The organism is Pseudarthrobacter kochi (genome assembly GCF_055412805.1).
In genome coordinates, this window is record NZ_JBVAYV010000016.1 from 67312 (window position 1) to 81373 (window position 14062).

General features: G+C 67.6%; 13 protein-coding genes and 1 pseudogene. 8 read left to right on the top strand and 6 right to left on the bottom strand.

Annotation, left to right across the window (positions count from 1 at the left end; all coding sequences use genetic code 11):
* Positions 1-100: 100 nt before the first annotated feature.
* The 4 genes and pseudogenes from ACZY0Y_RS10110 to ACZY0Y_RS10125 all read right to left on the bottom strand — a co-directional run bounded on the left by ACZY0Y_RS10110 (position 101) and on the right by ACZY0Y_RS10125 (position 2867).
* Complete coding sequence (locus tag ACZY0Y_RS10110; RefSeq protein ID WP_463957766.1) at positions 101-733, bottom strand: DUF4232 domain-containing protein; 633 nt, start codon at positions 731-733, stop codon at positions 101-103.
* A gap of 87 nt (positions 734-820) precedes the next feature.
* Positions 821-1349, bottom strand: a pseudogene (locus ACZY0Y_RS10115) (DUF1775 domain-containing protein).
* Positions 1315-1860, bottom strand: coding sequence for a hypothetical protein (locus ACZY0Y_RS10120; RefSeq protein ID WP_463957768.1), 546 nt, complete (start codon positions 1858-1860; stop codon positions 1315-1317). The pseudogene ACZY0Y_RS10115 and the gene ACZY0Y_RS10120 overlap by 35 nt, the downstream one beginning before the upstream one ends.
* A gap of 119 nt (positions 1861-1979) precedes the next feature.
* The gene (locus ACZY0Y_RS10125) at positions 1980-2867 is read right to left on the bottom strand and encodes a MurR/RpiR family transcriptional regulator (RefSeq protein WP_463957770.1); all 888 of its coding nucleotides are present in this window, start codon (positions 2865-2867) and stop codon (positions 1980-1982) included.
* Positions 2868-3045: 178 nt separating this feature from the next.
* Here ACZY0Y_RS10125 and ACZY0Y_RS10130 point away from each other — a divergent pair, with 178 nt between their 5' ends.
* The 7 genes from ACZY0Y_RS10130 (at position 3046) to ACZY0Y_RS10160 (ending at position 9807) form a co-directional block, all read left to right on the top strand.
* A complete protein-coding gene (locus ACZY0Y_RS10130; RefSeq protein ID WP_463957772.1) occupies positions 3046-3990 on the top strand; it encodes an N-acetylmuramic acid 6-phosphate etherase in 945 nt (314 codons plus the stop codon).
* Positions 3991-4084: 94 nt separating this feature from the next.
* The gene (locus tag ACZY0Y_RS10135; RefSeq protein ID WP_463957774.1) at positions 4085-5389 is read left to right on the top strand and encodes an ABC transporter substrate-binding protein; all 1305 of its coding nucleotides are present in this window, start codon (positions 4085-4087) and stop codon (positions 5387-5389) included.
* Positions 5368-6333 (top strand): carbohydrate ABC transporter permease, encoded by a 966-nt coding sequence (locus tag ACZY0Y_RS10140; protein WP_463957776.1) that lies wholly within the window; start codon positions 5368-5370, stop codon positions 6331-6333. The genes ACZY0Y_RS10135 and ACZY0Y_RS10140 overlap by 22 nt, the downstream gene beginning before the upstream one ends.
* Positions 6333-7229, top strand: coding sequence for a carbohydrate ABC transporter permease (locus tag ACZY0Y_RS10145; RefSeq protein WP_463957778.1), 897 nt, complete (start codon positions 6333-6335; stop codon positions 7227-7229). Before ACZY0Y_RS10140 ends, ACZY0Y_RS10145 begins: the two co-directional genes overlap by 1 nt.
* A 39-nt stretch (positions 7230-7268) precedes the next feature.
* Positions 7269-8294 (top strand): N-acetylglucosamine kinase, encoded by a 1026-nt coding sequence (locus ACZY0Y_RS10150; protein ID WP_463957780.1) that lies wholly within the window; start codon positions 7269-7271, stop codon positions 8292-8294.
* Positions 8291-8989, top strand: a complete 699-nt coding sequence (locus tag ACZY0Y_RS10155) for an N-acetylmannosamine-6-phosphate 2-epimerase (protein WP_463885118.1) — start codon at positions 8291-8293, stop codon at positions 8987-8989. Before ACZY0Y_RS10150 ends, ACZY0Y_RS10155 begins: the two co-directional genes overlap by 4 nt.
* 89 nt (positions 8990-9078) lie before the next feature.
* On the top strand, positions 9079-9807 hold the full coding sequence (locus ACZY0Y_RS10160) for a glucosamine-6-phosphate deaminase (protein WP_463957782.1): 729 nt from the start codon (positions 9079-9081) through the stop codon (positions 9805-9807).
* A gap of 348 nt (positions 9808-10155) precedes the next feature.
* On the opposite strand, the gene ppsA is transcribed toward ACZY0Y_RS10160, so the two are convergent.
* Together ppsA and ACZY0Y_RS10170 are read right to left on the bottom strand one after the other, a co-directional pair.
* Positions 10156-12561 carry a phosphoenolpyruvate synthase gene (gene ppsA, locus ACZY0Y_RS10165; protein ID WP_463957784.1) on the bottom strand — a complete coding sequence of 802 codons (2406 nt, stop codon included), beginning with the start codon at positions 12559-12561 and terminating at the stop codon, positions 10156-10158.
* A 152-nt stretch (positions 12562-12713) separates the two neighbouring features.
* Positions 12714-13532 (bottom strand): pyruvate, water dikinase regulatory protein, encoded by an 819-nt coding sequence (locus ACZY0Y_RS10170; RefSeq protein WP_463885113.1) that lies wholly within the window; start codon positions 13530-13532, stop codon positions 12714-12716.
* Between the two features lie 116 nt (positions 13533-13648).
* Here ACZY0Y_RS10170 and ACZY0Y_RS10175 point away from each other — a divergent pair, with 116 nt between their 5' ends.
* On the top strand, positions 13649-13852 hold the full coding sequence (locus tag ACZY0Y_RS10175; protein ID WP_463885111.1) for a hypothetical protein: 204 nt from the start codon (positions 13649-13651) through the stop codon (positions 13850-13852).
* The last annotated feature ends 210 nt before the right edge of the window (positions 13853-14062 follow it).

The window sequence follows — 14062 nt, forward strand, 5'->3', positions numbered from 1 at the left end:
TTCCGGCCGCCCTGGACGGCCGGGACCCCCGCGAGGTGAGACGTTGCGCCGATGTTGCACCCGCGCATGGGCGGGAAATCGCACCTCGGCGTTAGCGGGGCTACTTGGCCGTGAACGCCCCGATGGTCAACACGTTGATGCCGGCGTTGCTGCAGGCGTCATGGGGTTCGGCGATGAACAGGGACGCGGTGTCCTCTGGCGGGTAGATCCGGAAGCCGGCCGCCGGAACGACGGTGCAGTCCGAGTAGTTGCGTGCCTGCGTGTAGCGCAGCGTGGCGGTTCCGGCCTGCCCCGGTGCGAGCAGCACGTCGGCGGCGGGTGTGGCCTCGTCACGCGCCGCGGGGGCGCCGATGGGTTCGCCGTTCGCATCCGCGGTGAGGGAGACGCCGGCAAAGCCCAACAGGCGGCACGGCCCGGCGCCGGAATTCGTGAGGATCAGCTGCATGTAGACACTTCCGGCCGCGCCGCCGCCGGTGGCATCGGTGGTTGCGGTCAGGCCGGCGGCCTTGCACAGTGCGGGCCCGGCCGGGGTGGATGCTGCCGGTGCGGGCGTCGCAGAGCTGGGCCCCGCGGCTGCGGCGGCGGACTGGCTCGGGGAGCTGGCGGCGGAGGACGCCGGGGTGCTGGAGGTCTGGGACTGCGGGGTGCCGGTGCCGCAGCCGGCGAGGAAAAGCGCTGCCGCGGCTGCCGCCGTCGTGAATATCAGTCTGTTGTTGATTCGCTGAGCCGTCATGGCACCACCTTCATGCCCGATGGGGCCGGAGTCAACGATGCCACGACGGCGGCGCCGGATTGATGCCCGGATTGTGATTTCCGGGCATCAATCGAGGTCAGCTGCTCCGTGGGTGCGGACTTGGGCGCGGTCGACGCCGCCGAGGGCGAGCCCGCCGACGCCGGCCACCAGTCCGGCCCAGCTGCGGGCCTGGGTACCGTCGTCGTTCACGGCAGCGGCCTGGACCGTCTCCGGTGCGGCGTCCGGGGTGCTGGCCGCATGGGCGTTGTGCCCGTCAGCCGCAGCGGCCGCCGTGACGGTCACGGACGGCGCCGGCGCCTTGAGCGAGTGCGGGTCCTGTCCCTCGGCGGGGAGCTGCGACCAGTCGGTCTGGCCCACCTCGCAGTTCTGCAGGGTGGGGAAGTACAGGGTCGGCGAGCTTCTTCGGTTCGGCCAGCTGCTCGTTGACTTTCGCGGCTGTCCAGTTGGGGTTGACCGTGGGCCGGGCATCGTTGAGTTCGGCGGGAAGGGTGATGGTCACCTTCTTGGTGCCGGATTCCTCGCAGCCGTGGGGGATTCCGAACGTCAGCAGGGCGTAGGAGTCAGGAAAATACGACGGCGTCGGGCGCCACGGCAGCGGGGAGCCGCAGCAGCGGGCGGAGCCAGGCCGCCAGCGACCACAGGGCGTCCTCGCCCCTGGCGATGAGGACGGCGCAGAGGAGCGTCGCCAGCGCGTGGCCGGCCAGCATCAGCACGGACAGCAGCGAAAACTGCAGGTCCGGCCCGGCCGCCGCGAGTGTGCTGTCAGCACCGACGGTGAGATGAACCGCGGCGACGTGGTGCGGCGCGGCGTCGGCCGCAGTTCCGGACGCGGAGCCGCCCAGGGCGGGGCCGCTGAAGGCCGTGAAGGCCTCGTGCAGCACGAGTTGCCCGGCGCCGAGAATCCCGGCCAGGGCCGGGAGGTTGAGCTTGAGTCGGGCCGCGGTGGTGGCGGCCAGCCCGGTGAGGGCGAGCAGGGCCAGCAGGACGCCGGAAGGAGGAAGCTGACCGCCGGCCAGGGTGTGCGCGCCCGCCGCAAGGGACAGGGCGGTGATGGCCACCATGGCTGAGCGCAGGGCGTGGAACGGTGCTCTGGCGGCTGTGCGCACGGAACACTCCCTTCACCAGCGGCGGCCATGGTTGCCCCCGCGGGCGTTGCCGGCTGCGGGAGGTCCCCGATTCTACCGGCGACTCCTACCGGACTACGAAAAGCGTCCGGGGCGCCGGGTCACACTTTCCGGCCCTGGACGGCCGTGTAGGTCTTCCGGAGTGCCGCGATGGAGGTGTCGTAGGACTGCTGGGCGACGCCAACGAAAAGACAGTCGATGACCATCATCTGGGCCATGCGGCTGCCGAGGGCGCCGGAGCGGAACGGGCTTTCCCGGGCCGCGGTGGTGAGCACGATATCCGCGATCCGTGCCAGCGGGGAGTCGGAGTGGTTGGTGATGGCAACGGTCCGGGCTCCGGCCTCGTTGGCGATGCGCAGGGCTTCTACGGTGTCCAGCGTCGAGCCGGAGTGGGAGATCGCCACTGCCACGCACCCGCCGTCCAGCAGGGCCGCGGAGGTCCAGGCGGAATGCGCGTCGGACCAGCTGTGCGCTGTCATCCCGATCCGGTGGAATTTCTGCTGAAGATCCTGGCCGACCCAGGCGCTGGCTCCGACGCCGAAGATGTCGATCCGTCGGGCGCGTGACAGGGCGGCCACCGCATCGGCGAGCTTCCCGACGTCGAGCACCTGGGCCGTGTCGGCAATGGACATTGTCTCGTTGAAGGCAATTTTGGACACGACGTCCTGCAGCGAGTCGGTCTTGGCGATATCCTCGTACATTTCGGCGGACACGTTGGCCACGGCCTGCTCCCGGGTCGTTTCCCGGGCGAGGTCCATGCGGAAGTCCGAGTATCCCTGGTAGCCGACTTTTTTGTAGAAGCGGACTACCGACGTCGTTGACGTCTCGCATTTTTCGGCGAGCTCGCCGATGGACAGGGTCGCGGCGAGGGCAGGTTCGGCCAGGACTGCATTGGCGATGGACTGCTCGGAGGGCCGCAGAGAGGGGAGTGCCGAGCGGATACGGACCAGGACCGTCCGTGACGATTCGTTTCCCGTGACTGCGCTCACCAGGGACCATCTTTCATTTTGTCGGGTGCGGGACCCGCGGAACCGGCAGGACAACCGGCATGTAACAAGGTTACATGGGGAGTCGTTTTTCTGTAAGAGATTGACACAAATCGTCGGTGCCCGTAAGTTCGCTGGTGACGGAAATCACGTAACGCCTTCTGAGAGAAAAGGAAAATTGGTGAGTTCAGAGAACCCCACCAGCGGACAGCTGAGCAGCGCTTGGCTCGACATCAGCACCGAGGTGCGAAACCCCCGCACGCTGGACCTGGACCGGCGCACCACGCTCGGCATCCTGGAGGCGCTCAACGACGAGGACCGGATCGCCCCGGAGGCCGTCCGGCAGGTGCTGCCGGTCATGGCACTGTTGGTCGACGCCGCGGCGCACGCGGTCAGCGGCGGCGGCAGGGTGCACTACTTCGGTGCCGGAACATCCGGGAGGCTGGGGATCATCGACGCAGCCGAGCTGATGCCAACGTTCAACCTGCCCGAAGGCGTCGTCATCGCCCACCACGCCGGCGGCTCCGCCGCGCTCGTCCGGGCTGTCGAGAACCTTGAGGACTCCTGGGACGCCGGCATCGCCGATGCGGCAGACGTCAGGGCCGGCGACGTCGTGATCGGCATTGCCGCCTCGGGGCGGACGCCCTACGTCGGAGGCGCCCTGGACCGGGCCCGGCAGCTCAACGTCCCCACGGCTCTCATGACCTGCGCCGAGAATCCGGAACTCGGCTATCTGGCGGACTTTGTGCTGGCCGCCGACACCGGCCCCGAAGCCCTGGCCGGGTCGACCCGCCTGAAGGCCGGGACAGCCCAGAAAATGATGCTCAACAGCTTCTCCACCGCCCTCATGATCCGGCTCGGCAAGACCTGGTCCAACCTGATGGTCTCCGTACTCGCGACGAACGAGAAGCTTCGCGCCCGGACCGTGCGGATCCTGATGGAGGCCACGGGGGAAGGCGAAGAGCCCTGCAGGGCTGCGCTTGCCGGCGCGGACGGCGACCTCAAGGTCGCCCTGGCCGCCATGCTGACGGGCGCCGGCCCCGGGTCCTCCCGCGAGGCGCTCGCCGCATCCGGCGGCGATGTCCGCGCCGCCGTCGAGACCCTGACACTGCCGGACGCCGTCTGACGCTGTCCCACACCGCCGGGCGGGGCCCGGCGCCGCTTCTTTGCAACCACGTCCCACCCTCCAACGTCTGTTTCCAACCAGAAGGATCAAAACAATGAAGGTACGTCCCAGGCACCTGATCGCGGCCCTTGCGCTCGCCATGTTGCCGATCACCGCTTGCGCCCCCGGCTCATCGTCGACGCCGCAGGAAAAGCCCGCTGGAACCGCCGCCGGGTGTGCCTCCCCGGAATCGCTGAAGGTGTGGTCCTGGCGCCCCGAGGATGTGGAAGCGTACAAGAAGATCTTCGCCGCCTACGAGGAGAAGAACTGCGTCAAAGTCGACTTCCAGGCCTTCAAAAACACCGAATACAACCAGATCCTCACCACCGGGCTGACCGGCAGCAACGGCCCCGACGTCGTCCAGGCGCGAGCCTACGGCGCCCTGCAGCCACTGATCGCCGGCGGAAACCTCACCGAGATCACCGGCAAGGTCGACGGCCTGAAGAGCATGGACCCGACCATCGTCACCGGTGCCACAGGCAAGGCCGATGGAAAAGTCTACGGCGTCCCCTTTGCCACCCAGACGATGCAGGTCTTCTATAACAAGAAGATCTTCAAGGATGAAGGCATCGAGGTTCCCAAAACCTGGGACGAGTTCATGAAGGCCAACGAGAAGATCAAGGGCTCCGGCATGACGCCGCTGGCCGTCGGTGCCAAGGACGCCTGGATGATGCCGTTCATCCACGACATCTTCGGCTCGGCCGAGTACGGCGGCAAGGACTTCCGCGACGCCGTCCAGTCCGGAAAGAAGACCTTCGCCGATGCGAAGTACGTCAGTTCCATCCAGAACCTGAAGGACCTGCAGGGCTTCATGCCCAAGGACGTGGTGGGCGTGAGCTACACCGACGCCCAGGTCCTGTTCAGCAACGAGCAGGCCGCCATGTTCCCCGGCGGGTCCTTTGAGCTGGCCTTCTTCCAGAAGCAGAACCCGGAGCTCGAGCTCGGCGTCTTCCAGGTCCCGGTCCGCGACGGCTCCGCGTCCTCGACGCCGGTGTCGCCGGCCTACGCCGACGGAAACTGGGCCATCAACGCCAAGTCCCCGAAGCAGGAAGCGTCCCTGAAACTGCTGCAGTGGATGGGCACCAAGGAGTTCGGCCAGAAGGTCGCCGACGAACTGAAGCAGTTCTCCCCGGTCGAGGGCGTCTCCTTCAACGATCCGGTCATGAAGGAAATCTGGGACCTGTACCAGGCGAACTCCGCTCCGTACACCCTGCTGGTTGACTTCCGCTACGGCACGCCCTCCGGCACCGACCTCATGGGTTCCGGAGTCCAGGAACTGTTCCTGGGCAGCAAGGACGCCTCCGGCGTCGCCCAGAAGGTCCAGGACGGAGTTTCCCAGTGGTTCAAGCCGACCAGCTGAGCCGCCCCAAGCCGCGCAAGCGCGGTCCCCGCCCGTCGGGGACCGTCCTTGGCTGGCCGGCCACCGTGATCTTCCTCGCCCCGGCCGTGATCATTTTCTCCATCTTCGTGCTCTACCCGATGATCACGGCTTTCAGCTACTCCTTCTTTGACTGGCAGGGCACCGCCCGGGGTGCGTTCTCCGGCGTCGGGAACTTCTTCACGCTCTTCACCGCAGAGCCGTTCAAGTCGGAGCTGCCGCGGGCGCTGATGCACAACCTGCTCCTGTTCGCCGGTGCCATGGTCTTCCAGAACACCGTCGGGCTGGCGATCGCCTCCTTCCTGTACAAGCGCAAGCGCTTCAAGAAGCTGTTCCAGACGCTGTACACGCTGCCGTACCTGGTCAGCCCGCTGGTCATCGGCTACTTGTGGACGCTGCTTCTCTCGCCGCTGTTCGGCCCCGTGAACGCGCTGCTCAAGGCAATCGGGCTGGGCGAGCTGGCGCAGCCCTGGCTGGGCCAGCCGTCCACCGCGCTCTGGGTGATTGTGCTCGTCACCGCCTGGCAGTGGCTGGGCTTCCCGATCCTGCTCTACGGCGCGGCCCTGGGCGGCATCCCGGAGGAGCTCACCGAAGCGGCGTCGCTGGACGGCGCGACGGCGTGGCAACGGTTCCGCTCGATCACGCTGCCGCTGCTGACCTCGGCAATCGGCACCGTCAGCATCCTGACCTTCATCGGGTCCATGGAGGCGCTGGCGTTGCCGTACGCCATGGGAGGGTCCTCCGGTTCACCGGCGGGGGCCACCGACGTCCTGTCGCTGATGTTCTACCGGACCGCGTTTGAATCCGGGGCCTCGAATGCCATCGGGGTCTCCTCGGCCCTGGCCACACTGCTCTTCGTCTTCATTTTCGGAGTGGCGCTGGTCTTCACTTCCATCATCCGACGCAGGGAAAGGAAGCTCTCCTGATGAGTCTCCTCACAGAGAAGAAGCCTGCCGGCAGCGTGCCGGCCGCGGAGCCGACGCGCCGCCGGCCGGCCCGGAGGAAGGGCGCGGCCGGCAGGTTCGCCGTCTCGGGCTTCCTCTGGGTTTACGCGGTGATCGCCGTCGCGCCCCTGCTGGTCATGGTGTTCAGCTCGCTGCGGACCACCCGCGAGATGGCACGGAGCCCGCTGGCACTGCCCCTGAACCCCAACTTCGCCAGCTACACCAAGGCCTGGGTGCAGGCGTCCTTCGGGACCTTCTTCGTGAACTCCCTGCTGGTCACGATCGGTTCAGTACTGATTTCCACCATCGTCTCGCTGCTGGCGGCCTATGCGCTGGCGCGCAGCAAGTCCCGGGTGACCAGCATCATCGAAGCCGTTTTCCTGTCCGGGCTGATGCTGCCGGTCTACCTCGCCATTCTTCCGGTCTTCTACCTGCTGGATGCGATGGGGCTGGTGGACAACAAATTCGGTCTGGTCATGCTGTACGCGGCGCTGGGCATACCGTTCTCGGTCTTCGTCCTGACATCGTTCTTCCGCCAGCTTCCGCTGGAACTGGAGGAAGCGGCACGGATCGACGGCGCCGGCAGCTTCACGATGTTCTGGCACATTATGCTGCCGCTGGTGAAACCGGCGATCGCGACCGTCGTCGTCTTCCGGTTCGTGCCCATCTGGAACGACTTCTTCTACCCCCTGATCCTGATGCGCTCCAAGGAGAACTACACACTGCCGGTTGGGCTCACGACGTTCTTCGGGGAGTACCAGACCGACTGGCCCACCCTGTTCGCCGGGCTGGTCATCGCCACCATCCCGCTCGTGGTGCTGTTCCTCGTCGCCACCAAGCAGATCGTCGCCGGCCTCACGGCCGGCATGAGCAAATAGGACCGGGCGGTGGGCAACGGGGCAGCAGGAAAGAGCGGCATGCACACAGAATGGATTCTGGGCCTGGACATTGGCGGCAGCGGGAGCCGGGCTGCTTTGCAGCGCCTCGGCGCACCGGCCGGGGAACCGCCGCTGCGGATCGCCGGGGACCGGATTGAGGTCCGGCCCGGCGGGATCCCGCTGGCGGGCATCCTGGCATCCCTGGTGCCGGCAGCCCTGACTGCCGTCGCAGGCCAGGACGGAGTGCTCCGCGCCGCCGGCGTCGGGATGAGCGGGCTGCTGAGCCTCACGGCCGGCACCGACGACGCCCACCGCACCCTCCGCGCCCAGCTGGGGCCGATCCCGATCGCCCTGGCCTCCGACGCCGCCACCTCCCTGGTGGGCGGCATCGGACTCGGCGGAGGAGCCGTCGTGTCCGCCGGCACCGGCGTCGTGGGTCTGGGCACCGACTTCGCGGGCCGCTGGCACCGGGTGGACGGCTGGGGGCACGTCCTGGGCGACCTCGGCAGCGGCAGCTGGATCGGCACCGCCGGGCTGCAGGCCGCCCTCGCGGCGCATGACGGCAGGCCCGGCGGTTCGGCCGCGCTGCTGGTACTGCTCCGCGAACGCTGGGGTGCCCCGGAGCTGCTGCCCCGGGAGATCTACACCCGGGACGACCGCGCCGGAGTCCTCGCGTCTTTCGCCAGGGACGTCGCCGGGGCCGCGCACGCGGGAGACCCCGTGGCCGCCGGAATCTGGACACGGGCAGGAGAGCATCTGGCGGACAACGTTGCCGCCGCGCTCGCCGACGGCGTCCCGCCGCTCGCGACCTACACCGGCGGGCTGTTCGACGCCGGCGCACTGCTGCTGGAACCCCTGGCCGCCCGCTTCGCCATGATCCGCCCCGACGCCGAACTCCGGACGCCGCTGGGGGGCTCCCTCGAGGGAGCCCTGACGCTCGCCCGCGAGCTGCTCCGGGCGCCGTCGGCCTTCCCGCAGCAGGACCCGTATGTGACGGTGCGGCTCAATGCGCCGGAGCCGCGCGCTCCCGCCCGCCGGCTGCCGTCCGGCCAGGGGCAGCCATGACGCGGCACGCAGCGCTGATCAAGTCCCTGATGGGTGGGCTGATTGTTTCCTGCCAGGCCCGGGCCGGCAACCCGCTGCACGGGCCGGTCTACATGGCCGCCATGGCTCTCGCCGCGGAGCAGGGTGGCGCTGCGGCCCTCCGGATCCAGGGCGAAGACGACATCCGTGCCGTCAAGGAGCAGTGCAGCCTGCCAGTCATCGGCATCCGCAAGGTCTTCGGCGCCGGGCCGGTCTACATCACGCCCACGTTCGCCGATGCAGCACTCATTGTTGAGGCGGGCGCTGACATCGTGGCCCTCGACGCGACGTTCCGGCCACGCAGCGGCCCGGAATCGGCGTTCGAGCTGATCCGGCGGATCCGGGGCGAACTCGGCGTGCCGGTCATGGCCGACGTCGACTCCCTCGCCGCCGGGCAGGCGGCGGCAGCAGCCGGAGCGGAACTGATTGCCACGACGCTCTCCGGCTACACCTCCGACGACGCCGTGCCGACCTCCCCGGATTTCGCCCTGCTCGAACACCTGTGGTCCGCAATCAACGTCCCGATCATCGCCGAGGGCCGGTTCTGGGAACCCGGGCAGGTGGAGGACGCGTTCCTGCTCGGTGCCAGTGCCGTGGTGATCGGCACGGCCGTCACCAACCCGATGCGCATCACCGAGCGGTTCGTCCGCTCCACACCCGTGCACGCCCAGGGCTAGATCCGCAGCGTCAGCCCGCACCACCCGTCCCGCACCACCCGTCCCGCACCACCCGTCCCGCCGGACGGCCCACGATCAAGGAAGCACACGTGAAGATCATCGAATCAGGCACCGGCGCGGAGGCAGGAATCCGCGCCGCGGACCTCATCGCCGAACTCGTCAGGGCAACACCGACGGCGGTGCTGGGCCTGGCCACCGGTTCCTCGCCGCTGCCGCTGTACGCGGCGCTGGCAGCGGAGAACCTGGACCTGGGCCGGGTCCGCGGGTTTTCCCTGGACGAGTACCTTGGGCTCGGTGCCACCGACGCGAAGAGCTACGCGCAGGTCATCCGGCGCGAAGTCATCGAACGGCTCGGCCTGGACCCGGACCTCGTCCGCACGCCGGACGGGTTGGCGCCGGACCCAGTGCAGGAAGCGGCCGACTTTGAACGCAGCATCCGGGAGGCCGGCGGGATCGATCTGCAGATCCTCGGCATCGGTTCCAACGGCCATCTGGCGTTCAACGAGCCGCCGTCGGCGTTTAGCTCACGGACCCGGGTGGTTGAGCTCGCGCCCAGCACGCGGGACGACAACGCGAGATTCTTCGACTCAGCGGCTGATGTCCCCACGCATGCGATCACCCAGGGACTGGGCACCATCGGCGAGGCGAGGCAGCTGCTGCTGATCGCGCACGGCGAGGCCAAGGCCGGGGCCGTGGCGCGTGCGGTCGAAGGCCCCGTCACGGAAGACTTCCCGGCCTCGCTGATCCAGCGCCACCCGAACGCCACGCTGGTCCTGGACGCAGCTGCGGCCAGCAGGCTGCAGCGGGCCAGGGTCTAGGCCCGCTGCTTGGCGTCAGTCCGTCTCGGGACCCGAGCAGAAGTGGCAGTCATCCGGGCACGGTGCGTCGGCCGGCAGGTCCTCAAGGCGGCCGCCGCTCCGTGCGTCGGTCCAAAATCCGGGGGCGCCGTTGGCCCGATCCTGCTGCAAAGTCACGATGTGTCCTGAACGTCATTGGTGCGGAACGCTGATGACACCTAGCTAACCGCGTCCCGGTGCCACCGCTCAATGGACCAATTGACGGCGGCGCCGGCTTGGCCTTGTGCAGGCGTCCAGTGCAGGTGCCCGCTGACGCAAAGAGGCCGCGGGACAGGCGCGAACCTGTCCCGCGGCCCCGACGCAGGAACCTTAGCTGACTGCGGCGGCGGGTGCCGATGCTTCGGCAGCGCCAGCGAGCCGGATCCAGGTTTCCACCACGGTGTCGGGGTTCAGCGAGACGGAGTCGATCCCTTCCTCGACCAGCCATTCGGCGAAGTCCGGGTGGTCGCTCGGCCCTTGGCCGCAGATGCCGACGTACTTGCCGCGGGCCTTGCATGCCTTGATGGCCATGCTCAGGAGCTTCTTGACTGCAGGGTTGCGCTCGTCGAAGCTGCCGGCGACGATCGAGGAGTCCCGGTCCAGGCCCAGGGTCAGCTGGGTCATGTCGTTGGAGCCGATGGAGAAGCCGTCGAAGTAGTCGAGGAACTCGTCGGCCAGCAGTGCGTTGGACGGAAGCTCGCACATCATGATGACCTCGAGGCCGTTTTCGCCGCGGCGCAGGCCATTTTCGGCGAGCAGGTCGATCACGCCGCTGGCCTCATCCAGGGTCCGCACGAACGGGATCATCAGCTTGACGTTGGTCAGGCCCATCTCGTTGCGGACGAAGGACAGGGCCTCGCACTCGAGGTCGAAGCAGTCCCGGAACGACGGCTCCAGGTACCGCGAGGCGCCGCGGAAGCCGATCATCGGGTTCTCTTCGTGCGGCTCGTAGGCGGGTCCGCCGAGGAGGTTGGCGTATTCGTTGGACTTGAAGTCGGACATCCGGACAATCACCGGTTCCGGTGCGAAGGCCGCGGCGATAGTTGCCACGCCCTCGGCCAGGCGCTTGATGTAGTAGTCGCGCGGGCTGTCGTAGGCGGCGATCCGCTCCCGGATTTCCGCAATCACCTCGGCGGGCTGCTCGTCGACGTTCAGCAGCGCCTTGGGGTGGATGCCGATCTGCCGGTTGATGATGAATTCCAGCCGGGCCAGGCCCACGCCGTGGTTGGGCAGCTGCGCGAAGGTGAAGGCCTGCTCGGGCGTGCCGACGTTCATCATGACCTTGACCGGGGCCTCGGGCAGCTGGGTGATTTCGGTTTCCTCGACGCTGAAGTCCAGGAGCCCCTCGTAGATGACGCCGGTCTCGCCGTCCGCGCAGGAGACGGTCACGTCGAGCCCGTCGGAGAGGACGTCGGTGGCGTCCCCGGTGCCGACGACGGCGGGAATCCCCAGTTCGCGGGCGATGATGGCCGCGTGGCAGGTGCGTCCGCCGCGGTTGGTCACGATGGCGGAGGCGCGCTTCATGATCGGTTCCCAGTCCGGGTCGGTCATGTCCGCGACCAGGACGTCGCCGGTCTTGAAGGCTGCCATCTGGTCAATCGCGGTGAGGATCCGGACGCTGCCGGCGCCGATGCGCTGGCCGATGGCGCGGCCCTCGACCAGGACCTTGCTGGACGCGTTCAGGCGGAAACGGCTCAGGCTGCCGGAGGTCCTGCGGGACTGTACGGTCTCCGGGCGTGCCTGCAGGATGTACAGGCCGCCGTCGATCCCGTCCTTGCCCCATTCGATGTCCATGGGGCGTCCGTAGTGGTTTTCGATGGCGACGGCGTGGCGGGCGAGCTGCTCGACGTCGTCGTCCGTGAGGCTGAAGCGGTTCCGCAGCGACGCCTCCACCGGGACGAAGTCGATGGTGTGGCCGATTTCGCGGTTGCTCGTGTAGGTCATCTGGAGCGCTTTTTCGCCGAGGCCGCGCTTGAGGATGGCGGGCCGGCCGGCCAGCAAAGCCGGCTTGTACACATAGAACTCGTCCGGGTTGACCGCGCCCTGGACCACGGCCTCGCCCAGGCCGTAGGAGGAGGTGACGAAGACGGCGTCGTTGAAGCCGGATTCGGTGTCCATGGTGAACATCACCCCGGAGGCGCCGACGTCGGAGCGCACCATGCGCTGGATTCCCGCCGAGAGTGCCACCTCGGCGTGCTCGAACTTGTGGTGCACCCGGTAGGCGATGGCGCGGTCGTTGTAGAGCGAGGCGAAGACGTCCTTGATGGCCACGAGGATGTTCTCGATGCCCCGGACGTTCAGGAAGGTCTCCTGCTGCCCGGCGAAGGAGGCATCCGGGAGGTCTTCCGCGGTCGCACTGGACCGGACGGCCCAGGAGAGATCCTCGGAGCCGCCGTGCTTGTCCACGAGCTGCTGGTAGGCGGCGCGGATCTGGGACTCAAAGTCGGGCAGGAGGGGCGTCTCGCGCATCAGCTTGCGGATTTCCTGGCCCGCTGCTGCCAGGGCCGTCACGTCGTCGGTGTCCAGACCGACCAGCCTGTCGGCAATCTTCTGGTCCAGGCCGGAGTCAGCCAGGAAGCTGCGGTATGCATCCGCCGTCGTGGCGAAGCCGTCAGGTACCTGGACGCCGGCAGAGGTCAGGTTCTGCACCATCTCGCCGAGGGAGGCGTTCTTGCCGCCCACCCGGTCCAGATCCTTGAGGCCGAGTTCTGAGAACCACAGGATGTCTGTCGTCATGGTTGCTGCTCCTTTGCAGATGGTGGCATAGGGGTATCGCCGCCCCGCATGGGGCGATCGCCGGTTGATGGGCGCAAGTCCTGTCCACAGTGACAGGTCTGCGCCGCTGTTTCCACATGATGTGGTCCACGCAACACTTGTGAACAGCTTCCCTAGTGTTTGAGGTTCATCGTCTGGAGGATGGTGGCGGCCATTTCCTCGACGGAGACGCTGGCCGAATTCAGGTAGGGGATTCCGTGGGACACGTACAGCCGTTCGGCGCTGCGGAGCTCGAAGCCGCACTGCCGCAGCGACGCGTAGGGCGAGCCGCGGCGGCGTTCGGTGCGGACCTGGCTCAGGCGCAGGGGATTGGTGGTGAGGCCGAAACACTTCGAAACGAACGGCCGCAGCGGCTTGGGGAGTCCCTCGCGTTCGAAGTCCTCGTCCACCAGCGGGAAGTTGGCGGCGAAGATGCCGTGCTGCAGCGCCAGGTACATGGTGGTGGGCGTTTTGCCGCAGCGGGACGGGGCCACCAGGATGACCTGGGCCTTTTCGAGCGCGCGCAGGCTCGCGCCGTCGTCGTGCTCCATGGCGTATTCGACGGCGGCCATCCGGGACTGGTAGCGGGCGGCGTTGCCGAGTCCGTGGGCCCGGCCCGGTTCCCCGCTGGCTTCGGTGCCCAGGGCCCGCTCCAGCTGGCCGACGTGCGTCCCGATGAGGTCCACTATGATTCCCTTGCAGGTGCCCAGGGTCTGGCGGATGTCGCTGCCGACGGCAGTGGAAAAGACGATCGGCTGCAGGCCGGCGGCCGCACGGTTGTCGATGACCCTGACGACGGCGCGTGCCTGGTCGACGGTGGTGATGAAGGGGACCGTGATGCGGTCAAAATCGTTCGCGGGGAACTGCGTCAGCAACGTGTTGCCGAGCGTTTCTGCGGTGATGCCCGTACTGTCCGAAAGGAAGTAGACCGGGCGGGGAACGTCATTGGTCATGAACGCATTGTGCACCAGTGCGGGCCGCGCGTTCTTCCATGACGCACCCGCCGGGCGGCCCGCGCCGTCCGGACTTCGAGGAGTAGGCTGTGTCCCACGTCACCAAAGGAGCCCCAATGAGCTACAAATACCGGACCGTCAAGGTCCGCGGTACGGACCTGGTCGGCACCATCGCCCGCAGGCACGGGGGTGCCCCCGAAATCTACGAAACCTCGAAGGACCCCAGCACTTCTGTTGTTCCGGTGTTCTTTCCGGAAACCGGCGAGATCCGTTTCTTCGACCGGACGGTGCTGGAGGACTTTGTGAGCCCGGCCGTCTAGTTCATTTCCGGGCAGGCCCGGAAACGTGGAATGCGCAGGCGCTTTAATCACAGTGCGGCAGGGATTTCAATTCACATTGAAACCTCTTGCCCGCCAAAGCGGCTCTTCAAGGTTCCCGGGGAAACAGGTTCGTGTTGTAGCAAGCAGAGGACTCGTGGTCCTGCTGGGATGAGTGTTCCTACGCATTCAACCTGAACAGGAACCACGAGC